At 65.6% G+C, this 22,726-nt stretch carries 23 protein-coding genes and 1 other RNA gene; 10 read left to right on the plus strand and 14 right to left on the minus strand.

The features are described from left to right. Window positions 1-23 precede the first annotated feature (23 nt). Window positions 24-1,190: a TDT family transporter gene (locus tag ACCQ09_RS03880; protein ID WP_228427781.1), complete on the minus strand. Its 1,167-nt coding sequence runs from the start codon at window positions 1,188-1,190 to the stop codon at window positions 24-26. A gap of 110 nt (window positions 1,191-1,300) precedes the next feature. On the opposite strand from ACCQ09_RS03880, the gene ACCQ09_RS03885 reads away from it, so the two are divergent. The 5 genes from ACCQ09_RS03885 to fghA all read left to right on the plus strand — a co-directional run bounded on the left by ACCQ09_RS03885 (window position 1,301) and on the right by fghA (window position 5,403). Further along, window positions 1,301-2,215 (plus strand): LysR family transcriptional regulator, encoded by a 915-nt coding sequence (locus ACCQ09_RS03885; protein ID WP_228427779.1) that lies wholly within the window; start codon window positions 1,301-1,303, stop codon window positions 2,213-2,215. Window positions 2,216-2,422: 207 nt separating this feature from the next. Further along, window positions 2,423-2,698 (plus strand): metal/formaldehyde-sensitive transcriptional repressor, encoded by a 276-nt coding sequence (locus ACCQ09_RS03890; protein WP_228427777.1) that lies wholly within the window; start codon window positions 2,423-2,425, stop codon window positions 2,696-2,698. Window positions 2,699-2,761: 63 nt separating this feature from the next. Beyond that, window positions 2,762-3,871 (plus strand): S-(hydroxymethyl)glutathione dehydrogenase/class III alcohol dehydrogenase, encoded by a 1,110-nt coding sequence (locus tag ACCQ09_RS03895; protein WP_014508941.1) that lies wholly within the window; start codon window positions 2,762-2,764, stop codon window positions 3,869-3,871. Between the two features lie 66 nt (window positions 3,872-3,937). After that, window positions 3,938-4,513 (plus strand): S-(hydroxymethyl)glutathione synthase, encoded by a 576-nt coding sequence (gene gfa / locus ACCQ09_RS03900; protein WP_043922210.1) that lies wholly within the window; start codon window positions 3,938-3,940, stop codon window positions 4,511-4,513. Window positions 4,514-4,572: 59 nt separating this feature from the next. Then, window positions 4,573-5,403, plus strand: coding sequence for an S-formylglutathione hydrolase (fghA, locus tag ACCQ09_RS03905; protein ID WP_014508939.1), 831 nt, complete (start codon window positions 4,573-4,575; stop codon window positions 5,401-5,403). A 4-nt stretch (window positions 5,404-5,407) separates the two neighbouring features. On the opposite strand, the gene ACCQ09_RS03910 is transcribed toward fghA, so the two are convergent. Both ACCQ09_RS03910 and ACCQ09_RS03915 read right to left on the minus strand, forming a co-directional pair. Further along, a non-coding RNA gene (locus ACCQ09_RS03910) (sX9 sRNA) lies at window positions 5,408-5,479 on the minus strand. A gap of 319 nt (window positions 5,480-5,798) precedes the next feature. Continuing rightward, window positions 5,799-7,208 carry an aminotransferase-like domain-containing protein gene (locus tag ACCQ09_RS03915; protein WP_014508938.1) on the minus strand — a complete coding sequence of 470 codons (1,410 nt, stop codon included), beginning with the start codon at window positions 7,206-7,208 and terminating at the stop codon, window positions 5,799-5,801. 122 nt (window positions 7,209-7,330) lie between these two features. Between ACCQ09_RS03915 and ACCQ09_RS03920 the strand changes: the two genes are divergently transcribed. Then, window positions 7,331-8,122: a PhzF family phenazine biosynthesis protein gene (locus tag ACCQ09_RS03920; protein WP_014508937.1), complete on the plus strand. Its 792-nt coding sequence runs from the start codon at window positions 7,331-7,333 to the stop codon at window positions 8,120-8,122. Then, window positions 8,119-9,042 carry a DMT family transporter gene (locus tag ACCQ09_RS03925; protein WP_228427775.1) on the plus strand — a complete coding sequence of 308 codons (924 nt, stop codon included), beginning with the start codon at window positions 8,119-8,121 and terminating at the stop codon, window positions 9,040-9,042. Before ACCQ09_RS03920 ends, ACCQ09_RS03925 begins: the two co-directional genes overlap by 4 nt. A 130-nt stretch (window positions 9,043-9,172) precedes the next feature. Here ACCQ09_RS03925 and ACCQ09_RS03930 read toward each other — a convergent pair whose 3' ends face one another. Continuing rightward, the gene (locus tag ACCQ09_RS03930; protein ID WP_016944410.1) at window positions 9,173-9,511 is read right to left on the minus strand and encodes a hypothetical protein; all 339 of its coding nucleotides are present in this window, start codon (window positions 9,509-9,511) and stop codon (window positions 9,173-9,175) included. A gap of 98 nt (window positions 9,512-9,609) precedes the next feature. Continuing rightward, window positions 9,610-10,554, minus strand: a complete 945-nt coding sequence (locus ACCQ09_RS03935; RefSeq protein WP_011038480.1) for a DegV family protein — start codon at window positions 10,552-10,554, stop codon at window positions 9,610-9,612. Between the two features lie 469 nt (window positions 10,555-11,023). Here ACCQ09_RS03935 and ACCQ09_RS03940 point away from each other — a divergent pair, with 469 nt between their 5' ends. Together ACCQ09_RS03940 and ACCQ09_RS03945 are read left to right on the plus strand one after the other, a co-directional pair. Continuing rightward, the gene (locus ACCQ09_RS03940; protein ID WP_228427773.1) at window positions 11,024-11,839 is read left to right on the plus strand and encodes a GH12 family glycosyl hydrolase domain-containing protein; all 816 of its coding nucleotides are present in this window, start codon (window positions 11,024-11,026) and stop codon (window positions 11,837-11,839) included. A gap of 285 nt (window positions 11,840-12,124) precedes the next feature. Next, window positions 12,125-12,913, plus strand: coding sequence for a GH12 family glycosyl hydrolase domain-containing protein (locus ACCQ09_RS03945; protein ID WP_228427771.1), 789 nt, complete (start codon window positions 12,125-12,127; stop codon window positions 12,911-12,913). 62 nt (window positions 12,914-12,975) lie between these two features. On the opposite strand, the gene ACCQ09_RS03950 is transcribed toward ACCQ09_RS03945, so the two are convergent. From ACCQ09_RS03950 to ACCQ09_RS03980, 7 genes are all read right to left on the minus strand, one after another. Further along, the gene (locus tag ACCQ09_RS03950; protein WP_228427769.1) at window positions 12,976-14,577 is read right to left on the minus strand and encodes a rhamnogalacturonan lyase B N-terminal domain-containing protein; all 1,602 of its coding nucleotides are present in this window, start codon (window positions 14,575-14,577) and stop codon (window positions 12,976-12,978) included. Between the two features lie 205 nt (window positions 14,578-14,782). Further along, window positions 14,783-15,154: a hypothetical protein gene (locus tag ACCQ09_RS03955; protein ID WP_228427767.1), complete on the minus strand. Its 372-nt coding sequence runs from the start codon at window positions 15,152-15,154 to the stop codon at window positions 14,783-14,785. Between the two features lies 1 nt (window position 15,155). Continuing rightward, window positions 15,156-15,959, minus strand: a complete 804-nt coding sequence (locus tag ACCQ09_RS03960) for a hypothetical protein (protein ID WP_228427765.1) — start codon at window positions 15,957-15,959, stop codon at window positions 15,156-15,158. Between the two features lie 22 nt (window positions 15,960-15,981). Continuing rightward, a complete protein-coding gene (locus ACCQ09_RS03965; protein WP_040940675.1) occupies window positions 15,982-16,401 on the minus strand; it encodes a ribosomal maturation YjgA family protein in 420 nt (139 codons plus the stop codon). Next, a complete protein-coding gene (locus ACCQ09_RS03970; protein ID WP_040940676.1) occupies window positions 16,398-16,964 on the minus strand; it encodes a hypothetical protein in 567 nt (188 codons plus the stop codon). Before ACCQ09_RS03970 ends, ACCQ09_RS03965 begins: the two co-directional genes overlap by 4 nt. 151 nt (window positions 16,965-17,115) lie before the next feature. After that, window positions 17,116-18,396, minus strand: coding sequence for an amidohydrolase family protein (locus ACCQ09_RS03975; RefSeq protein ID WP_228427763.1), 1,281 nt, complete (start codon window positions 18,394-18,396; stop codon window positions 17,116-17,118). Continuing rightward, window positions 18,393-19,790, minus strand: a complete 1,398-nt coding sequence (locus ACCQ09_RS03980; protein ID WP_012437413.1) for an amidohydrolase — start codon at window positions 19,788-19,790, stop codon at window positions 18,393-18,395. The genes ACCQ09_RS03975 and ACCQ09_RS03980 overlap by 4 nt, the downstream gene beginning before the upstream one ends. A gap of 134 nt (window positions 19,791-19,924) precedes the next feature. Between ACCQ09_RS03980 and ACCQ09_RS03985 the strand changes: the two genes are divergently transcribed. After that, window positions 19,925-20,491: a DUF924 family protein gene (locus ACCQ09_RS03985; RefSeq protein WP_016944413.1), complete on the plus strand. Its 567-nt coding sequence runs from the start codon at window positions 19,925-19,927 to the stop codon at window positions 20,489-20,491. Between the two features lie 332 nt (window positions 20,492-20,823). Here the strand turns inward: ACCQ09_RS03985 and ACCQ09_RS03990 are convergent, their stop codons facing one another. Both ACCQ09_RS03990 and grxD read right to left on the minus strand, forming a co-directional pair. Next, on the minus strand, window positions 20,824-21,693 hold the full coding sequence (locus ACCQ09_RS03990) for a hypothetical protein (protein ID WP_040942236.1): 870 nt from the start codon (window positions 21,691-21,693) through the stop codon (window positions 20,824-20,826). A gap of 100 nt (window positions 21,694-21,793) precedes the next feature. Next, window positions 21,794-22,720 carry a Grx4 family monothiol glutaredoxin gene (grxD, locus tag ACCQ09_RS03995; RefSeq protein WP_011038466.1) on the minus strand — a complete coding sequence of 309 codons (927 nt, stop codon included), beginning with the start codon at window positions 22,718-22,720 and terminating at the stop codon, window positions 21,794-21,796. Window positions 22,721-22,726 lie beyond the last annotated feature (6 nt).

Here is a 22,726-nt window from a genome sequence, read left to right on the forward strand (position 1 = left end):
CTGTCAGACATGCAACCTGTACTTCAGCGTGCAGGTGCATGCTCGCTGGATTCGACAAGGCAGGGCGCAACGAACAACGTGCCCCGATACGCGCCTACCGCAGTGCGTGCCGCCACGATCGTCCAGGTCACGCATAGCAGCAGGAGCAATACGCTGCCGAGTACATCGAAGACCTGCATTTGCAGCGCGGCGCCGAGCTTCAGTGTCGCCAACGCATAAACCCCGAGCGGGAACGTGAATCCCCACCAGCCCAGATTGAACGGCACGTTATCTGCGAAATAGCGGGCCGTGATGAGGATGGCCAGCGCCAGCCACCACAGCCCCAGCCCCCACAGCAACAGGCCGGCGATCAGGCCACATCCCGCCGCTGCCTGGCCGATGGTGCCCATGCCATGTGCGGCGAACAGTGCCGGCGCGTCGCCGGCAAATACCAGCATGCCCAACGCGCCAGTGCCGATCGGCCCCAGCGCCAGCCAACTCGAAGCGGCCATGCTGGCCTGCGGCAACTGATGTAGCGCCATACGCAGCCACAGGATCACCAGGATGCCCATCGCCACCGGCACCGAGTACGCCCACAGCACGTACCCGGCAACCAGCATGCCGAAGCGGCTGCCGGCATCGGCCAGATGCGGGGCAAGCGCGCCAGCACTGGCCGCGGCGACTTCCGCAGCCACCACTGGCAGCAGCCACAATGCGGTCATCTGTTCCATGCGGTGCTGCTGGCGGGTAAACATCAGGTAGGGCACCAGCACGCCGCAGGCCAGCGCCATGGCCGCGTCCATCCACCACAACGCAGTCGCCACGGGAATGACGGCAGCGCCCCAGCGCGGCAGGCCATAGAGCAGCAGGCCGTTGATGAGCGTCGCCAGGCCCATCGGGATAGTGCCCAGAAACATCGAGGCGGTCGGGTGGGCCAGGATGCGTCGGGCTTCGTGCGGATACAGCGCCCAGCGAGCGAGATACAACGCGCTGAACACCACAAACAACCCGATATTGCAGAGCCACAGGCCAGCGCCGAGCAGCGCGGCGCCAGGCACGGGCCAGGGGAGCTGGCCCAGCACCAGCGACAGGATGCCGGTGCCCATCGTCACCGCGAACCAGTTTGGTGTGAACTGGCGGATCGCTTCGCCCGGACTGGGCAGCGCGTATAGCGGCCAGGCGATTGCAGGGCAGATCGGGGAGGTGGGCATGCGCATTTGGGTCACAGCGGTGTCGGCTGAAGAAGTGAGTGAGTCTAGGCAGCTGGATCTAGCAGTAAAGCGCGTAATATTGGTTGACGTAATCCAATAAATCGCTAACGATGAAACTCAGCCTGCGGCAGCTCCAGATCTTTTGTGCGGTTGCCGAGTGTGGCTCCACCACCGCAGCGGCGGCGCAGGTGGCGTTGTCGCAGTCGGCCACCAGCGCCTCGCTCAATGAACTGGAAAGTGGCTTGAGCACCCGGCTGTTCGATCGGGTCGGCAAACGCTTGCTGTTGAATGACAGCGGCCGCGCATTGCTGCCGCACGCGCGCAGGATGCTCGACAACGCGCAGCAGATCGAAGCCGGTTTCCATCCCGGCAGCGCCAGTTTGTCGACACGTCTGAAGGTGGGCTGCAGCACCACCATCGGCAATTATGTGCTGCCGCTGGTGTTGCGCGAGCTGCATACAACCGCTGCGCATCTGCGCGTGGAAATGGAAGCCGGCAACAGCACGGCCATCGCTGCGAAGGTCGCCAATTTCGAGCTGGAGATGGGGCTGATCGAAGGCCCGTGCCACGTGCCCGAGTTGCACGTCGAGCCCTGGTTGTCCGACGAACTGCTCATCGTGATTGGCAGCCAGCACCCGCTTGCAAAGCAGGCAAACGTCACCCGCAAGGATCTGCGCGCCGCTGCGTGGCTGTTGCGCGAACCGGGTTCTGGCACGCGTGAGGAGGTGGAGCAACGACTGCTGCGGCATCTGCATCAGTTGGCCGATGCACGCCAGATCGGCAGCTCCGAAGCGATCAAGCACATGGTGATGCACGGCCTGGGCGTGAGTTGTCTGTCGCGTTGGGTGGTGGAGGCGTCCTTGGCTGCCGGGACGTTGAAGGCCATCACCGGCGTGCTCCCGCCGATGTCGCGTCGCTTCTTTCTGATCACGCATCGCGACAAGTTTCTCTCGCCGAGTCTTGCGCGTTTTCGCAGCAGCTGCCGGCAGTTTGCACAGACGCAGAGAGCGTCTGTTACACCATAACGTGTTGCTGCAGCGCAGCTTGCCGAATGTTCGCAGCCCACTGCATATGCCATCGCAGGGGAGTTGTGGTGCTGGGGCGCGACGTGTGCCCACGCTGCGAAGAAAGAAGCTAGAAGTCGGCGCACTGCATCGTCTGTCATGCGGCGGTCATGGCTTTTTTGTCTTCGATCCATATACTACCCCCCAGTATCCGGAGCGGGACCATGCATGCCGCATTCGCCACAGGAGAAAAAGCGAGCGCTAGCGCGTGTGCGTCGGCTGCGTGGGCAGTGCGATGCACTTGAGCGCGCGCTGGAAATAGGCGCAGACTGCGCGCCAGTCCTGCAGCAGATCGCCGCGATCCGGGGGGCCGTCAACGGGCTGATGTCGCAGGTACTGGAGGCGCATATCCGTGAAGACTTCGGGCATGCCGCCGCGTCCGATGCGCAACGCGCCGAACGGTTGCAGGAATTGCTTGGCCTGGTCCGGTCCTATCTCAAATGAACTCCCACCGGGTCGGCATGCGCCGCGCCCGTCCTCGAACATCCTCGTCAGGAGCACTCATCCATGAAATCCCGTGCAGCAGTTGCATTCGGACCCGGCAAGCCGCTGGAAATCGTCGAGATCGACGTGGCACCGCCGCAGGCCGGCGAAGTGCTGGTCCGCATCACCCACACCGGCGTCTGCCACACCGACGCGTTCACGCTGTCAGGGGATGACCCGGAAGGCATTTTTCCGTCGGTGCTCGGGCACGAAGGTGGCGGCATCGTCGAGCAGATTGGCGAAGGTGTGACCAGCGTCAAAGTGGGCGATCACGTCATCCCGCTGTACACGGCCGAATGCCGCAAGTGCAAGTTCTGTCTGTCCGGCAAGACCAACCTGTGCCAGGCCGTGCGCGCAACCCAAGGCAAGGGCTTGATGCCCGATGGCACCACGCGCTTCTCCTACAACGGCGAGCCGATCTTCCACTACATGGGCTGCAGCACCTTCAGCGAATACACCGTGGTGCCGGAGATCTCGCTGGCCGTGGTGAACCCGGAAGCGCCGCTGGAAAAAGTCTGCCTGCTGGGCTGCGGCGTCACCACCGGCATCGGTGCCGTGCACAACACCGCCAAGGTCAAGCCAGGTGAGAGCGTGGCCGTGTTCGGGCTGGGCGGTATTGGTCTTGCGGTGATCCAGGGCGCGGTGCAGGCCAAGGCCGGGCGCATCCTGGCCATCGACACCAACCCGGGCAAGTTCGACCTGGCGCGCAGCATGGGCGCCACCGATTGCATCAACCCGAAGGATTACGACAAGCCGATCCAGGAAGTGATCGTCGAATTGACCGAAGGCGGCGTGGATTTCAGCTTCGAATGCATCGGCAACGTCAACGTGATGCGTTCGGCGCTGGAGTGCTGCCACAAGGGCTGGGGCGAGAGCGTCATCATCGGCGTGGCCGGTGCCGGCCAGGAAATCAGCACCCGCCCGTTCCAGCTGGTGACCGGCCGCGTGTGGCGCGGCTCGGCCTTCGGCGGCGTCAAGGGACGTACTCAATTGCCGGGCATGGTGGAGCAGTCGATGAAGGGCGAGATCGATCTGGATCCGTTCATCACCCACACCATGCCGCTGGAACAGATCAACGAAGCCTTCGACCTGATGCATGAAGGCAAGTCGATCCGCACCGTGATTCATTTCTGACCGGACGGCCAGGAGCGGCGCGCGGCCGCTTCCGCGCACGTGGGACCCGTAACCGGGAGGGGCATGATGGCTAACGTGTCGATTCACCCTGCAGTAGATGGTGGTGTTGTGCATGGCAGTACCGAAGGTTTTGCAGGGGGCACCCTGCAATGCCTGTGTGCCAGCGACAAGGTGACCGTGGACGTGGCATCGCAGAGCGCGCACAACCACGCCTGCGGCTGCAGCAAATGCTGGAAGCCGAAAGGTGCCAAGTTCTCGGTGGTGGCGGTTGCGCCACGCGACAAGGTCACCGTGACCGCGCATCCGGAGAAGCTCAAGATCGTCGACGAAAGCGCGACGATCCAGCGTCATGCCTGCACCGGTTGTGGCGTGCATCTGTATGGCCGGATCGAGAACAAGGACCATGCGTTCTATGGTCTGGACTTCATCCATACCGAGCTGTCGCAGCAGTCGGGATGGTCGCCGCCGGGCTTTGCCGCGTTCGTCTCGTCGATCATCGAAACCGGCACGCCGCCGGACCAGATGGATGGCGTGCGTGCGCGTCTCACCGAACTGGGCCTGTCGCCGTACGACTGCCTGTCGCCGGCGCTGATGGATGCGCTGTCGACCAACGTGGCGCGTCACAAGGGCTTGTTGCACTGATGGTCCGATCCTGCGGCCGGTGATCCCGGCCGCAGGATTTTCTCTTCGCAAGGAATCCCATGGAACGTATCGAACACCGTGCCTGCTTCGGCGGCTGGCAAGACGTTTACCGGCACCACTCCACGAGCCTGGGCTGCGCCATGCAGGTGGGCGTGTATCTGCCACCGCAGGCAGCCGACGGCCCCCTGCCAGTGCTGTACTGGCTGAGCGGGTTGACCTGCACCGAGCAGAACTTCATCAGCAAGGCCGGCGCTCAGCGCTATGCCGCCGAACACGGCGTGATCCTGGTGGCCCCGGATACCAGCCCGCGCGGTGACGATGTCGCCGATGCCGAGGGCTACGACATCGGCAAGGGCGCCGGCTTCTACGTGGATGCCACCGAGCAGCCATGGGCCGCGCATTACCGCATGTACGATTACGTGGTGAACGAACTGCCGGCATTGATCGAGGCCAGCTTCGCCACCACCGGCGCACGCGCCATCAGCGGTCACTCGATGGGCGGGCACGGCGCGCTGACCATTGCCTTGAAGAATCCAGGCCGCTATCGCAGCGTGTCGGCGTTTTCACCGATCGTCGCACCGAGCCAGGTGCCGTGGGGCGAGAAGGCCTTCGGCCAGTACCTGGGCGACGATCGCGCGGCATGGAAGGCATACGACGCCACAGCACTGATCGCACAGGCAGCCGAGCGCCTGCCGCTGCTGATCGACCAGGGCGATGCCGATGAATTCCTGGAAAACCAGCTGAAAACGAAGCTATTTGAAGACGCCGCCAAGACTGCGGGCTATCCGGTCACGGTGCGGCTGCAGCCCGGCTACGACCACAGCTATTACTTCATCGCCAGCTTCATCGGCGAGCATATTGCCCATCATGCGCGCGCGCTGAAAAGCTAAAAGCGGCTAACAGACGCAGCAAGCAATCGTCAGGTGGGTGCGGACGGTGCGGAGGAATCGGAAGGTACGGGTACATGCCGATCCGAGCACTGGCCGCAGCTCCCGCCTGGCAGTTGCGTCGTTGTTTTGATCGCTGCTCTCAGTGAGGCAGTGCCGGCGTGCTTGGTGTCGTAGTGGTTGCCGTGTCGCGCGCGCGGATGCGGTAAGGCGCCATTGCTAAACGCGGTGGCAATGGCGCAGTGTTGTCGCCCTGCGAGCCCTTAGCTTTTGCTTCCCGCCGCACATCGCATCACGACTGCGGATGATTTAGACCGCATCCCAACCATCGACGCGCAGTACCTGCGAACAGGTCAGGCGCTTGCCGGATTTCTGGCAACACCGCGTGCGCCCGCCATTCAACGCGGGCGTTGCGCAGCCAGCCTCCCCAGCTGCCGCATGGCGCGGTCCAGTGCTTCGCTCCATGGCTGGCCGCAGGTCAGGCGCAGATGGTCGGCGTAGTCGCCGCGGCTGGAATACACCTGCCCGGGTGAGGTGCCGATGCCCTTGGCCAGCGCGGCTTCGAACAGCGTCTGGCCGCTGCCGCCATCGGGCAACTGCAGCCACAGCGACAATCCACCTGCTGGCTCGCCGATGCGCGTGCCGGATGGCCAGTGCCGCACGATCGCATCGCGCAGGCGTTGACCGTTGTCGGCCAGCGTGCGGCGCAGCTTGCGCAGATGCCGCTCCAGATCGTGTTGCGCCAGGTAATCGGCCAGGGCCAGCTGCGGCAGGCTCGCGTTGCCGACGGTGGAGAAATACTTGGCGCGCACCAGCGCGTCGGTCCACGGCCCACCGAGCAGCCAGCCCACCCGCAGGCCAGGTGACAACACTTTGGAAAACGAACCACAGGTGATGACGTTGGCGTGCGTGTCGAACTGCCGCAGCGGGCGTGGGCGCTGACCAGACCAGGCCAGCTCCCCGTAGATATCGTCTTCGATCACCACCGTGCCATGCCGTGCGCAACTGTCTACTACGGCGCGCTTGGCGTGATCGGGGGTGAGGCTGCCCAGCGGATTGTTGAAGTTGGGCACCAGGATCGCGGCGCGTGCCGGCGTGCGTTGCAGCAGTGCATCCAGATGCGCAGCGTCAATGCCTTGCCCTGCGCGGTTGGGAACTTCCAGTACCTTCAGGCGCAGCGCGGCGACCGCTTGCAGGATGCCGTGGTAGGTGGGCGTCTCCACCACCACCACATCGCCTGGCGTGGTGATGGTGCGTAACGCCAGGCTGATTGCCTCCATCGCGCCAGCGGTGATCACCACTTCGTCTGCGTCCACGTTGGTGCCGCATTGCGCATACCGCAGCGCGATCTGCCGACGCAGCGCGGCGTGGCCCTGTGGAGGTGCATAGTCCAGTGCCGCAGTGCGCTGGCGGCGTAGCTGGCGCGATATCGCTGCGGCCAGCTGTGCGCCGGGTAGTAGCGCGGGCGCAGGCGTCGCCAGGTGCAGCGGCACCAGGTCGGTACGTGCGAGCAGGTCGAACACGCCCTGCAGGGCGGGATTGGCGATGACGCCCGGCGCGCGACGGCGCGGCGTGGGCGTGGCGGCCGGCAGTGGCGCGGCAGCGGCGCGCACGAAATAGCCGGAACGTGGCCGCGCCTGGACGCGGCCCTCGCGTTCCAGTTGCAGGCAGGCCTGCACGGCGGTGGCGGGGCTGATGCCGTGGCTGGCGGCCAGCTGGCGGATCGAGGGCAGGCGTTCGCCGGCGCGCAGGGTGCCGCGCTCGATCTGGTGCCGCAGCTGTGTGGCCAGCGATTCGTAAAGCAGCATGGGTGCGGCGCCCGCATCTGTATTGGTCTGTTTTTAGCGTATCTGAATCTGTCCTGGTCGCGCATCGCGTCGCAGACTGGCTGTGCCGGGCGACCTGCCCGGTCTTCTGGCGAGGTTGCAACGTGCTGCTTTCCCTGTTCGTGGTCGATGCGTTTACGTGTGTGCGTTTCAAGGGCAACCCTGCGGCGGTGGTGCCGTTGCAGGCATGGTTACCGGTGCCGGTGATGCAGGCGATTGCTGCCGAAAACAATCTGTCCGAAACCGCGTTCTTTGTGCGCGATCACGCTGGCGTCTTCGACATCCGTTGGTTCTCGCCGTTGAAGGAAGTCGGCTTCTGCGGCCATGCGACGCTGGCAAGTGCGTACGTCATTGCGCGCCAGCAGCTGGCACCGTTTCCGTTGCGGCTGCGCGCCCCGGCGGTCGGTGAGATCGGTGTGGAGCAGGTGGACGAAGCGACCTTTGAGATGTGCTTTCCCAATCAGCTGCCGACCCTGGTCACGCAGGCCCCGGCGCCACTGCTGGCCGCGTTGTCGATCGCACCGCAGGCGGTGTATGCCAACGCACAGGCCTACATCGCGGTGTACGCGGACGAGCAGCAGGTGCGTGCCGTAGTGCCCGGCCTGGCGCAGATGCTGGCGTTGGCGCCACGCGATGTGGCCATCACCGCCCCGGGAACCACGCATGACCTGGTGTCGCGTTATTTCTGGCCGGCCAATGGCGGAGCGGAGGATCCTGTCACCGGTTCGATCCATGCAGCGCTGGCACCGTTGTGGGCGCGCACGCTTGGAAAGACCGATCTGCGCGCGCTGCAGGCCTCGGCACGCGGCGGTGAGCTGGCGTGCCGTGTCACGCCGGCGCATGTCTACGTGCGTGGCAGCGCCGTGCAGTATCTGCGTGGGGAGATCACGCTATGAGCGTTGCAGCTGCACCACCGGTGGCGGCGTCGCGCCGCGCAATCTGGCAGCTGCTGTTGGCCGAGGTGTTGATCGGCTCGGTTGGCGTCTTCGTGCATGAAAGCGGCCAGGACCCGGTGACGGCGGTGTTCTACCGCTGCCTGTTTGGCGCACTGTTTCTTACTGTGTGCGGGGTGCTTGGTGGGCACCTGCGCGGGCTATGGCGCGAGCGCCGCCTGCTACGCGATGCGGCCATCAGCGGCGTGCTGCTGGTGTTGAACTGGGTAGCGCTGTTTGCCGGCATGGCGCGCTCGTCGATCGGTGTGGCCACCATGGTGTATCACGTGTTTCCGTTCGTGATGCTGATCCTGGCGGCGGTGGTGCAGGGCGAACGCACGCGTCGCGCCGATCTGGGCTGGACGCTGCTCGCCTTCATCGGCGTGGCGTGTTCGGCAGACCCCTTGCGATTGTGGCAGTCCGCCGACCGCAGCTATCTGCTGGGCATCGGGCTGACGCTGCTGGCGGCACTGCTCTGTGGCGCCTCATTGCTGATGTCCCGACGCATCGGCCGTGAGCGGCCGTTGGCGGTGGTCACCGTGCAGTGCTGGGTCGGGACGCTGCTGCTTATGGGATTTTCCAGCAGCGCTGCGCTGCATCCGGGCATGCATTGGGCCTGGCTGGTGGGCCTGGGCGTGATCCACAGCGGTATTGTCTACGTGCTGTTCTATTCGTCGTACCGCCATCTGCACGTGGCCACCATCGCGGTGCTGGCCTTCGTGTATCCACTGGTGACGCTGCTGTTGGATTACCTGCTGTACGGTCACGCGCTGGCGCCGGTGCAATGGCTGGGCCTGGGCTTGATCGTCTGCGGTACGCTGGCGGTGAATCTGAAATGGCGCTGGCCACGGTGGGCAACTGGCAAGGCAGTGCTGCAGCGGTAACGCGCGCTGCGATGACGAGTAGTCAGTCATTTCGCTCGCATGCTGGAGAGGAGTCAGCGCGGCAGTGTCTTGAAGCCGCACCGGTTTGCGCAACACGATCGTCCGCGCAAACCGGCACGTCATCTGCGCGTCAACGGACGTCGCGCAGTTCCCAGTGATGGCCGGCCAGGGCCTGCATACGCTGCTTGAGCAGGTCGCCGGGGATGCTGGTGGTGGCCACCAGGTCGATGCGCAGGTCGCCCTGCTTGCCGGTCACGGTGGCCGCCGGGTCGGTGACGCCCAGGCTGGGGTCCACCTCGTCCGGGTCGGCCTGCAGCTGGCGCCAGCGGTCGAACCAGGCCGGGTCGCGCAGGGCAGCCTGCAACTGTTCGGCAAAGGCCTCCGCACCATTGGCGCTGAAGCTCACCGCCGGCGCGCTGCCGCGGGCGAGCTTGGGGTCGGGCAGGCTGATCGAATAGCTGACAGGCATGGGCACACACTCGGATGACAGGTGCCGGGCACCTTATGCCAGCGGCGGTGAGCGCGTCGTCGAGGCCTGCTGCCGTGTGCTGGCATGCAGGCGCATGTTTATGCCGAGAAGCTGTGCGGCTCGGCGGCGAAGGCCACCGCCAACGCACCTTTGCCGACGTTGACCATGCCGGTCAGGCTCATCACGCTCTCGAACAGCTCCACGCCCTGCGTCTGGCAGGCGGCCTGCAATGCGGCATAGCCCGGCAGCGCGTGCAGTTCGGCAAGTTCGCCGCCATAGCCCACGCACACGGTGGGCGTCATCAGCCCCTCGCGGAGCTTGCGCACGGTGAAGGCGAACAGCTTTTCGGCCGAGGGTTCGAAGCCCTTGAGCTTGGCCACCGGCTCGGTGACGCCACGGTAGGCGCGCAGCACCGGCTTGATGTCCAGCGCGCTGCCCAGCGCGGCGCCGATCAGGCCCACGCTGCGATCGCCCTTGGTGCGCGCACGCGCACGCAGGTAGTAGAGATCGCGCGGAATCATGTAGCCATAGGTGTGCTCGGCCAATTGCTCGAGCCGGGCGCGGATCGGCGCCACGCCCAGGCCTTGCGCACGCAGGCGTACCGCTTCCACCGCAGTGATGCCCTGGCCTGCGAACAGGTTCAGCGTGTCGATCACCCGCAGCGCGAACGGCGAGGTGTGCCCGGCCGCCTGCCGCACCGGCTTGTAGTCGTTGAGAATCGCAAAGCTCGCCTGGGTGGCGTTGTCGAAGATCTGGCTGCGCAGCTTGGAGATGGTCAGGCAGAACACGTGGTCGTAATCGATGACCAGCCGCTGCAGGAACAGGTCGCGTATCTGGTTGACCGAAAACGGCGTGGTTTCCGCCTCATGGCCGCGCTCGGCCACGTGCGCGTGCAGGAAGCTCAAGGTGGCTTCCTCGTCGCGATGGTCGGCCAGCACGGCTTCGCCGATACGCACGCTGATCGGCAGCACGATGACGTTGTTGCGTTGGATGAAGTCCTGCGGCAAGTCGCACGCACTGTCCACCACGATTCCGATGCGCATCGTCGCCCCCTCCGGCTGTTGCGTCGTCTCTGGATGTGAACGCTATCGCAAATTGGGCGCGAGGCGAAGGGCATTGGTCGGAAGGCGTGTGGGGACGGGTTCGGCGGCAGCGTCGCCGGGGTCTGCTTGATGGCCCGGGCAAGCTGCGCGCAGCATCTGTCCAGGCAGGTCATTGCACGCTGACAGTGCGCCGTAGCGCGATGTGGCAACGCAGCAATCGCCCTCACCAAGGCCGCCGCCACCTGACCGGGATTCGCTGGCGTGGCAGCACGCCGACGACGAACTGAGGACGGGCGCACGCCCCGATTGCCGGGTAGCGCCCGCTATCGCGCGGGCACCCGCAGGCCCCCAGGTTTCGCTATAGCTCCTTGCGACGCGGCGCTGTTAGGGTCCCGCTGCGATCGCTGCCAGGCAGCGGTCCCGACGCCGCAACGGTGGCGTCGCGCGCTGAATCCAAGGGAGACACCACATGCAGCAGACTCAACATCGCATCCTCGACCAGGCCACTGCGCAGGCGCCCACCACACGGCGGCGTGCCTCGCGCTGGTGGAAGGCCGCCCTGACCCTCGGGCTGGTGGCACTCGCGCCGGTCGCGCTGGCCGGGCCGTACAAGATCTTCGGCAACCACTACGCGTGGGTGAACAACTTCAACGATCCCAACAACATCATCCAGGGCACGTTCGGCACCGGCAGCACGCCGGAGCTCACCGTCACCTTCAACTTCGCCGACTACAACCTCTACGGATATCCGGCGATCGTGCGCGGCTGGCATTACGACTGGAACCCCACCAGCGACACGCTGTTTCCGAAGCAGATCTCCTCGATCAGCTCGATCCCGATGAAGTTCAGCTACAGCGCCGTCGGCACCAACCTGGCGGGCGATTTCGCCTACGACATCTTCTTCCGCTGGGATACCGCCAAAGGCAATCCGCAGCTGGAAGTGATGATCTGGGGCGACCACAACTCCTGGCCGATCGGCACGCTGACCGCCAGCAAGGTGATCACCGCTGGCGGGCGCACCTTTGATCTGTGGGAAGGCTTCAACTCCGGTGCGGGCTATTACGTCTACACCTTCATCCCGACCGGAACCGCGGGGCAGGCCACGCTGAAGACCAGCGGCAGCCTCAACGTGGATGCCAAGCCGTTCCTCAACTGGTTGCAGACCAACCGCTCGAAGGATGGCCGCTACAACAACAGCATGTATCTGCATGCGGCCGAAGCAGGTTTCGAAGTGGTGCGCGGCAATGGCTGGGCCAAGGTCAGCGCCACGATGGACGCCAAGTAACAGCGGCGATCAGCGCGGCCACGGTTGGCGTTGTCGTTGCTGGCCCCCGGTCGGCCTTGATCACCTCCTAGCCGGCGCGATGATCAAAACGCGTTACACCAGTAAAGGTGTAACGCGTTTCTTCGTGCGCGCACATCTGGTGCTGAGCGCGAAATGCGAAGGGATGCGCGATGTTTTCTCTCGCTGCTGGCTTCGGATATTGCGTAACGGCTTCGTTAACCGGTGTATCGCCCAAGAGCGCATGTGCAGAAGTAGGCAAGTTGTCCGTCCATCACTGGAGTCCACATGCAAACGTCCACACACGCAGTGCGTTTCGCCCCCTCATGGCTTGCAGGCAGTGTCGTTGCCGCACTTCTGCTTACCGCCGGTACTGCCATCGCCTACACCGGGCAGACCAAGGTATACGGCACGCAATACGCCTATAACAACAATTTCAACGACAGCAATAACGCCATCACCGCGACATTCGGTAGCGGCAGCACGCCCAGCATGACGGTGTCCTACAGCCTGCCCAGTGGGCAGCTTTACGGCTACCCAGCCATCTGCCGCGGCTGGCATTACACGATGAACCCGGCCACCGACAGCTTCTTTCCGCATCAGGTATCGGCGATCAAGACATTGAGCGGCGCGGTGGCCTTCACCACCAAGGGCAGTGGGCAAACCGGGGATTTCGCCTATGACTTGTTCTTCCGCAAGGACGCAAGCAAGGGCACGCCGCAGCTGGAAGTGATGATCTGGGGTGCCAACAACTCCTATCCCCTGGGTACGTTGAGCGTGCCCAACGCGATCAGCTCCGGCGGTGTCAGCTACGACCTGTGGCAAGGCAATAACGATGCTGCGGGCTATTACGTCTACACCTTCATTCCGCATGGCACGGCAGGCAACAGTAATCCGCTGCCAACCAGTGGCCACATCAACGCCAACATCAAGGCGTTTCTCGACAGGTTGCAGACCTTGCGCAGTGGCGATGGCCGCTACAGCAATGCCTTGTATCTGCAAGTGGTGGAGGGTGGCTTCGAGGTGACCGGTGTTACCGGAAGCGTGTCGTTGAGCGGTGGCATCACCGCCAATTGATGCTATGCACCGCACACCACGCGTTCTGCCGTGCGCTATGCGGGCACCCGCACGTGGCGTGATTACGGTGCGACCAGCTGCACGCTGTCGTAGACGATGGCCGGGCTGAGGAAGCCATTGTCCGGCGACCCCGAGGCCAGGCTGATGGCGATCCGGTTGCTGCCGGCCTGCAGCGCCGTCGCCGGGATATCCACCTCGTACAACGTGTTGTTGCCGCGTGTGGTGCCACGGGTGATGCCGCGCGTCTTGGGTTGATTCGGTGCAGCGGGGACCGGGGCGTTCCAGCGTGCGTTGACGGCGATCTGCGGGCGCGCGCTGACCTGCGCCAACGGCACGAAGATGCGCAGCCGATAGCTGCGCACTTCGCTGCTGCTCAAGCTAAACACGATCTGTGTGGGTGTGTTGATCCCGCGCCACTGCACCGCCGGAAAGCTGCCCACGCTGCTTGATCCCACCGTGTAGGTGACCGGTGCCCAGCGCATGCGCGCATCGGACGGATGCGCGCGCGGCAGCAGATCTGCGTACTGGAAGCCGCCTGGCGTGCCATCGGGAACGCCGATCTGCCACTTCACCGCGCCGGGCAAGCTCACCGCCTGCAGCGCGGCCTGTGCGGTGGCGCCGGCAAACACCTCGACATCGCGTTGCGCCACCTCCAGCTCGTGTTGATAGAGCGTCATGCGGTAGCGGCCCGGGCGCACGCCGTTGATCTGGTAGTCGCCGCTGCCAGTGGCCGTGGCCCAGTATTGCGCTTGAGCGTTGCGCAAGCCGACCACTGCCGGCTGCCCCGCCAGCACGCCGCTCACGCGCCCGGCAAGCGTGCCGCGCCCGTCCGCTGCCAGGTAGCCGCTCAAGCCCAGGCTGGTATCGATGAAGTCGGTGCTGGTCTGTGCGGAGGAAGGCGCACCGCCGTCGGTGAACAACAGGCCGTACACGCCGTGCAATCCACCGCGGAAGGCTTCGGTCTGGGTGTGGTCCGAATACATGTAGTTGTACAACTCATGGGTGACGCGGGTTTTCTGTGTGGCGATGTCCTTGAAGAACGGCCCGCCCGCACTGCGCTCGCGATTGCCCATCAGCATGAACACCGCCACGCCGTTGCCGCTCACGCCATGCAGCGGGTCTTCGAACATGCGCCGGGCCGAGTAGAACTTGGAGCTGGTCCGCCCATCCGGCAGCAGGAACACGTCTTCGCCTTCAATCGCAGTGCCGACGCTGGAATCCGGTTCCTGCAATGCGCTCGGCAGCTTGGCCACGTTCAAGCGGGCGATGAAGCGCAGCTCGCCCACCGGCAGCAGGCTGGGCGCGGAGGTGGCCATGTAGATGGCATTACGGCCCTTGCGCGCGATGTAGTACTGGGTGAGGTCGCCGGCCTTGGCCGTGACCACGATGGCGCCGCCCACCACGCGTGCCTCCACGCTGGCGGTGCCTAGCCCGGAGGCGATATGCGATCCCTTGGATTCGGTGGTCTGCAGTTCGTTGCCGCGGTAGCGCATCGACACGAGATCGCCGTTGCTGGCGTTGACCGAAAACAGCAGTTCGGCGCCGGTATCCACCACGATGCGGTCGCCACTGCGGGTGATGCCGAAGGCGGCGGATGCGGGCGCGACGACGCCGGCGTAGAGCACGAGCGCGCAGGCCAGCGTGCGCAGCGGGATGCGATGCATGTCGATCTCCGTAACCAGCAAGGCGCGGTGCGCCGATGCGCGATGCTAGGCGGGCGCGGCTGCAGCGGCGATAACCGCAGCCCAGGAGCGTGCGCTGGGTTCACGCCCGGCACGCGAAGCGCAGTGCAGGTCACGCTCGCGGTGCGACCGGCATGCGTCGCCGCTGATGCGCGGCCCCGCCGGCTGCGCAAACCGGCGGTGACGGCTACGGCGATGGCGGCGGTGTGGCGGCCTGGCGTTTGGCATCGCTCGCCGCCTGGATGGCGCGCATCCACTGGTCGCGTTTGCCAAGCACGAAGCGATGCTCGCTGCCATCGGCCAGCTGCACCGCCAGCGAATTGGGTGCCAGCGGCAGCAGGCCGAGCAGGCGCGTCCAGCACAACTGCAGCGATGCGATCTGCAGCAGCATGATGGTCAGTGACTGGGTCTGGATGTTGAAGGCATGCGGCTGGAAGTGCAGCGCATCGGCGGTCAGGATCAGCCGCCCGCCCACCGTTTCCAGGCCGCGTTGCAGATTGGCGGGCGCCTGCTGCAGGACACGCTGTTGAATCGACCCCGTCGTGCTGCCCTGGAACATGTCATTGCTCCCTGGGCGCGCTCGCGCAGTCGCGACGTGGCTGCCATTGCCAGCGGCCGGCCTGCTCGACCAGGCGCACCTGCCACTGCTGCGTCTCATCGCTCAGGCAGGTGGCAGTGGCCCGCAGCTGCTGCGCGGTGCTCCACTGCGGTGCGTCCAGCGTGGCGATGATGCCGGGCTCGGCAGCGTCGTCGCTGAGCAGGGCATTGGTCGTGGACGCAAGCTGCTTTCCGCCGATGCTCAGCACCTGCCACTCCTCGCCATCCATGCCATCGGGCTGCGCGGTGGCCAGATAGCGGCTGTGGTCTGGCGCGATCACCACGCGCAGGCCGCCCGGCGTCTGCGTGCCGGTGCGTGCGTCGATCAAGGTGCCGGCGAAGGTGCCGCCGTCGCGATGCTGCAGCAGCAGGTAGCCATCGCGCCGATCACAAAAGCGGTAGTCCTCGCCCTCCAGCGGTTCGTCGAAGGGCGCGGTGTCGGCAAAGACCTGCACGCCGGCCGGCGTGGTGACCTGCAGGCGATGCGCGGACACCCGTTGCACCATGCCGCCACCGCGTGCGGCGATGGCGCTGGCTTCCTGCGCGGGGTCGTCGCCTTCCGCGCAGCCCAGCGCGAGCGATGCGCCTTCGACTGGCGTTGCTGCTGCGGCGGGTGTTGCCGGCGCGCTGGTCGCCGATGTGGTCGGCGTCGCTGCCGACGGCGATGGTGCGGGAGCAGGCGCGGGCGCACGCTCACAGCCGGCCAGCGCAAGCAGCGTGCAGAGGGCGGTGATGCGTGTCAGCGCCGTGGTCATCGAACCGGCCATTCGTGTCTCCAGAAAAAGTGACTCACTGCTGCGCTACATGATGCGATGCACGCATGACACGGCGACGCAGCAATACGTCGCAGCAGTAGGCAAGCAGCCCGCCGATCAGATACATCACCAGGTCGTGCAGCGTGGCGGTGTTGCCAAGCGCGATGTAGGCGGCGCTGCCGGGGCGCAGACCAAGCCGATCGGCCAGGTGAACAGCCTGCAGCCCTTCGATCAGCAGGCCGATGGCAATTGCCAGCACGCCTGCCCACCGCGGCGGGCAGGCGAACACACCGCGCAGGCCGCAATACACCAGCGCCACCGCCAACACATCGCCCAGGCTGCCGCGCACCCATGGCCCGCCGATCCAGCCGGCGGCGATGGCCACTTCGATCAAGAAGATGGCCGCCGCGATGAGTAAATAAGTGATGCGGGTCCGTCGCGGCATGCTGCTCATCGGGCGGTCGCTGCGGCGCGTTTGCGGCCCATGGTGAAGCTGGTGCTGAGCGGAATGCTGACCCCGCGCTGGCGGTCATTGACGGTGACCTGCACCTGCCAGCGGCCCGGCGGGTCGTCGGCTTCGGCTTCCACATGCAGGCTAGCCTGAGCCATGTAGACATTGCGTGGGTCGCCGCTGAGTTCGCCCTGCAGGCAGGGCGTATCGGTGGTGTTCTGCGCGAAGTGCCCGGTCGGGTCGATGATGCGGATGTTGCACACCACGTCGGTATGCCGCTGCGCATCCAGGCCCGGGTTGGAGAGCAGGATCAGCATGAACAACACCTCGCCGGTAGCGAGGTGATCCACCTCATTGAAGTGCGGCGTGGTGTCGCTGGGCGTATTCCATTTCTGTTGCCAGTCCGCGTCGGGGGTCAATAACAGGCTAGCGCCCAGGTCCTGCACCGCCTTGCGGCTAGAGGAGTTGGGAATCGGTTGGCCTTGCGTATCGATCCAGCCGGATTGGGCGCTGGCCAGCAGCGGCAGCAGCAACAACGACAACAGCAGTGTGCGCATCAGGCGCATGGGCAATCCTTTGCGATGAGGTGTCGCAGGCGTGTCGCCTGCGACGGTGGAGTGCATTGCGATGCTTGCAGTGCAGTGCAGTGCGCGGCAATGCGGCACTCACGGTGTACTGCGACCACTGTCAGCGACGCAGTCGTCTGCGCCGCGCAGCTCAGCGTTGGTAGGCGCGTGGCAACGGGCCGGCCTGCTGCAGATAGCGGTCGCGCAGATCGGTCTGGCGCGAGCGCATCGGCATGTCACGCCCGCCCATCCAGACCTGTTCTGCGTAATGCGCCACATCCAGCGGGTCGCCGTCCCACAGCACCAGGTCGGCCTGCTTGCCAACCGCAATGCTGCCGATGCGATCGCCCACGCCAAAGATTTCCGCCGGCACGCGGGTCAGCCCGGCCAAGCCAGATTCCCATGGCAGGCCATTGGCCACGGCATTACCGGCCAGCTGACGCAACTTGCGCGCGTTGTGCGAGGCATCGCCGCTCTGGGTGAAGCTCACCTCCACGCCGGCCGCGCGCAGGCGTGCGGCGTTTTCCAGCGTGGCGCCGATCTGGTCGAAGGTGGAAGGCAGATCCGCCAACGCATCCACCAACACCGGCACCTTGGCCTGCGCCAGCTGCGGGGCGAGCTTCCACGCTTCGGTGCCGCCGGCAATGGCAATGCGCACCTTCTCGCGCTGCGCCCAGCGCAGCAGCTGGCGAATGTCCGCAGCCCGTTCCACCTGCACCACGATGCGGCCCTGGCCGGCCAGATAGTTGGCCAGCACGCTGCGGCCAACCGGGGTCAGCAAGGCATGCGGCGAGTCTGCCGGCACGCGCCCGCGTGCTTCGGCCACCAGCTGATCGAGCAGCATCCACTGCGCGGCGCGCGAGCTGCCGGTCAGGTCCGACGCGGCCGCACCCAGACGAATGAACAAGGCATGCGGGCCCACCGGATCAGGCCCGCCGTCCAGGCGCACGATGCTGCCTTGGCCGGCGATGAACGCGCCGCTGGTGGTCGCCCCGAGCGCGGTGAAGCCGATGCCTTCCACGCGTGCTACCGGGATCAGCACCGAGTCCGGGTTGTAGGCCAGGGTGACGTCGAATTCCGGGCGCATCGGCTGCTCGGTCAGCTTGACGCCGCTGTCCACCGTGGCGGCTTCGCCGGACACTTCTTCGATACCGATCTCGGTGATGCCGCCGAACAGGGCCGGCGTCAGCGGGCGGCCCTTGGCCTCCACCACGCGGCCATCGGTGGGCACGGCCAGGCCAGTGCCGATGGCGCGAATCACGCCGCCCTGCACCAGTACATCGGTATTGCGCAACGTGCCCTGGCTGGTGGCGGTGTGCACGGTGGCGCCGCGGATCAGCACCTGCTGCGCAACCGCCGGCAATGCCAATGCAGCCAGCACTACGGCAGACAACGCACGCAGGCGCGGGCGGCGGAACATGGCGCGGCTCATCGTGCCACCTCCTGGCCCAGCATGAAGTCGGAGACCGGTTGCAACCTGCGGTCGTGGCGGTCGTACACCTGCGCGCCGTCGATATACACCTGCTCGGCCAGTGCGTAGGAACTGAAGGGGTTGCCGTTCCACACCACCATATCGCCCATCTTGCCCGGCTCCAGCGCACCGGTCTGTTGCTCGATGCCCAGCGCCTTGGCGGCGTTGCTGGTGAGCCAGCGGATGGCACGTTCGGGCGGAATCTCCATGCCGGCGCGGCGCGCGTTGGCAATCACCTTGGCCGCTTCCTGATTGAGCCGCTGAATGCCTTCTTCGGAATCCGAATGCACGATGGCGCAGCTGTTGGCCGGGCGATCGACGATGGCGATGTTTTCCTGGATGCCGTCGAAGGCTTCCATCTTGAAGCCCCACCAGTCGGCCCACAGCGCGCCGCAGACGTTTTCCTGCGCCAACCGGTCGGCCAGCTTGTAGGCTTCCACACCGTGATGGAACGCGGCGATGTGGAATCCGAACTCCTTGGCCAGATCCAGCATGGTGGCCATTTCATCGGCGCGGTAGCAGTGGATGTGCACGCGGATGTCGCCGTTGATGGCACCGGCCAGCGTGTCCAGCTTGAGATCGCGCTTGCCACCGGCATCGCCGCTGCTGTCGTTGTCGCCGCCGCCGCTCCACCAGTGGCGCTTCTTCTCGCTCTTCTTGGGCGCGTTCTTGTTCAAGTATTCGGCCGCGTCGATGAAGGCCGCGCGGTAACCGGCAACGTTGCCCATGCGCGTGGCCGGTCCGCCTTTTTCGCCATACACGCGCTTGGGGTTTTCGCCGCAGGCCATCTTCAGGCCCCACGGCGCACCGGGAAATTTCATGCCCTGGTAGGTGGTGGCCGCCACGTTCTTGAGGGTGACACCACGGCCACCAATCAGGTTGGCCGAGCCGGGCAGCACCTGCAGCGAGGTGATGCCGCCAGCCAGTGCCGTGCCGAAGCCCGGGTCCTGCGGCCACACCGAATGCTCGGCCCACACGTTGGGGGTGACCGGGGCGGTCATTTCGTTGCCGTCGCTGTGGGCGCTGACGCCCGGGCTGGGGTACACGCCCAGGTGCGAGTGCACGTCGATGATGCCCGGCGTCACCCACTTGCCGGTGCCGTCGATGCGGCGCGCGTCGGCGGGCACCTCCAGGCCACGGCCGACCGCAGCCACCTTGCCGTCGCGCAGCAGTACGTCGGCATCGTCCAGGCGCTGGCCGGTGCCGGTGAGCACGGTGGCATGCTGGATCAGCACTGGGCCAGAGGCGAGCGCGTGGTAGGTGCTGGGGTACGGGTCTTCGACGAAACGCGACGCGGCCGCGGCAGGCCCGCACAGCACAGCCGCGCCCAGCGCGGCGAACAGGATGGAACGCATGGATTTCCCCGGTGGAACGAAAGACGTCTGCGCAAACCTAGCGGCCGGCGGCGCGCTTGCCAAGTGCTGATGGTTGCGGCGCAGCGGGCTCATCACGCCTGCAGGCGCATGCTGTGCCGTATTCATTGGGGAGAATGTCGATGATTGCCAAAACCGAACGCAACAAACAGGCCGATGTGGTGCTGGCTTTCTGGGAACTGGCCGGCGAGGCGCGCTGGTTTACCCGCAACGACGCCTTCGACGCCAACGTGCGCCAGCATTTCAGCGAGCAGCATTTTGCCGCGGCACGGGGCGAGTACGCCGATTGGATGACCCGCGCCGAAGATGCGCTGGCCTTGTTGTTGCTGCTCGACCAGATTCCGCGCAATGCATTCCGGGGCAGTGCGCACGCCTATGCCACCGACGGCCTGGCGCTGTTCTACGCCAAGCAGGCCATTGCACGCGGCTTCGACCAGCAGGTATCAGTGCAATTGCGCCTGTTCTTCTATCTGCCATTCGAGCATGCGGAAGAGTTGCAGGAGCAGGCACGCTCGGTGACATTGATCACCGCGCTCGGCGAGGCCGAGACCACGCGCTATGCGCTGGAGCACCAGCAGATCATTCAGCGCTTCGGTCGTTTCCCGCATCGCAATGCCGTGCTGGGGCGCGAGACCACCGTCGAAGAGCAGCAGTTTCTCGACGAAGGTGGGTTTGCCGGTTAGATCGTTGATGAGTGCGGCGCGCGCTGTCCCCAAGTGGGTATGACGGCGAGCCTGGCATCTGCGCGCAGGCGCTGAAGCAGGCGCTGAAGATAGTGTTGACTGCCCGGATCGCGTGCGTCTGGATCTGCAAGCAGCCAAATGCGTGGGCGCACGCAGTGTTGATGCGTGCGCGCCCAGCCGATTCTGAAAGATGCTGATGACTGAGCAGATCGCGTTGTCTGCACCTCAACGCAATTGCGTGGATGGAAGCACGCAGGGCTGATCTGCGTGCGTCCAAGCCAATCACGCGTTCTCATGCATCGACAGGCGGCTCCCTGCACGTGTTCGATGCCTCAGCAGCCGCCCATCAAGGTCTCGCTCTGCCAGCGGTCGCCTTCGCCCAGCAGTAGATAGAACCCGTAGGTTTCATAACCGCTGTCGGACAGCACGAAGTCCAGCGTGCCGTTGCCGTCGATGTCGCCGAACTGCAGCAAGTGCGTGCTGCGTGGCAGGCCTTCGCAGTCGTCGCAGCCATTCTCGGCGTTGCCCTGGCGTAGCTGCCAGCGCTGGCCGGTGTGCTCCAGCAGGGCGAACACCGTGAGCACGCCGGTAGGGCTTTCGGTGTTGCCGGTCTGGGTGGGGTGGCTCTGGGTGAGCACGGCCACGCGGCGTTGCGGTGCGCGCGCATCGGTGAAGATCTGTAGCGACGCGGCGTCGTTGGCACGGTCTGCCGCAAATGCCGCCAACGCCTTGTTCAATGCCGCCGGCTTGACCTTCTGCCGCAGCTGCGCGCTCTCACCAAGCAGGCGAAGCAGCTCGGTCTGCTCGCTCGGCGTGGCCGCGCGCGTGGCAAAGCGCTGGCCCGGGTTAAGGTCTACCGACGACAGCAAGACCGGCGTGGTCGGCGATGTCGCGCCTTTGAAGCGCAGGCGCGCGGTGCCGCCGCACATGCTGTTGTCGTCCACGCTCAATGCGGTCAGGCGCACTGCGCCGGTGGAGGCGCCTGCATCGAACAGCTGCAGCGGCTGGCCGATCAGCGAGCGCGGCATGGTGGCTTCCTGCACTACGCCACGGCCCAGCCACACCGGCACGTATTCGAACGGCTCATCCGCGGTCTGGGTGTCGTAGATCTGCACCAGCATCACCGCACGCAGCGGTGCGGCGGCGTGCGCGGCCAGCGGCAGCAGGGCGGTGAGGGCGAGGGAAAGCAATCGGCAGTGCATGCGCATCGGTGTCCTTGTGATGGGAGGCATGAAAAAACGGACGCTCCATGGGAGCGCCCGTTCGGGTGTCACGGCGGCCGTGCGTGGCCACCCGGCGTGCTCAGTACTTGGGCACGCCGTTGTCCACCGCGTCCGACCAGGCATCGATGCCGCCGGTCACGTTGTAGACGTTGGTGAAGCCCAGGCCGCGGAAATGCTCGGCCGCCTGCAGGCTGCGCCCGCCGCGGTGGCACAGGAACGCCAGCGGGGTGTCCTTGGGCAGTTGCTCGATCTCCAGGCGCTCGTGTGCGTCCAGGGTGCGGAACGGCGCCGCCACCGTGGCCAGCGCACGCTCATCGGCCGGGCGCACGTCCACCACAGTCAGCGTACCGGCCTTGAGACGGTCGTCGGCATCGCGCACCGCCAGCTCCTGCACCGGCTTGGGCGCGTTGGGGTTGTCGATGGCCAGGCCGCGGCCACGGATGTCGTCCACCCAGTCGATGGTGATGCCGTCGGCGCGGCGCGCGCTGGCCAGGTCGAACTGCACGCGCAGCCCGTTGGACTCGGCGGCGATAGCGTTCGGGTTGGTTGGCGCCAGCTGGAAGTTCGGCTGGAAATTGGCATCGATGGCCAGCGTCAGCGAGGCATCCGGTGCATCGGCCAACGCACCCTTGAGCATCTCGACCGCAGCCGGGGTGATGGTGATCTTGGGCGGGCTGCGGTCCGGTGCCTGCAGGCCGAGCATGCTGCTCAGCTCGCCGCTGTCGGCCATCTGCACGATGATGTCGCTGCCGCCGATCAGCTCGCCATCCACATACAGCTGCGGAATGGTCGGCCAGTCGCCGTAGGCCTTGATGCCTTCGCGGATTTCCTGGTCGGCCAGCACGTTGACGTGGGCATAGTCGATGCCCAGGCCGTCCAGCACGCCGATGGCCTTGGCCGAGAAGCCGCACTGCGGCATGCCGGGCTGGCCTTTCATGAAGAGGACCACGCGGTTGGATTGCAGCAGCGTATCGATGCGGGAACGCAGGGCGGGATCGAGGGACATGGCAGC

Source organism: Xanthomonas sp. NCPPB 2586 (assembly GCF_041475775.2).
Lineage (GTDB): Bacteria > Pseudomonadota > Gammaproteobacteria > Xanthomonadales > Xanthomonadaceae > Xanthomonas > Xanthomonas campestris.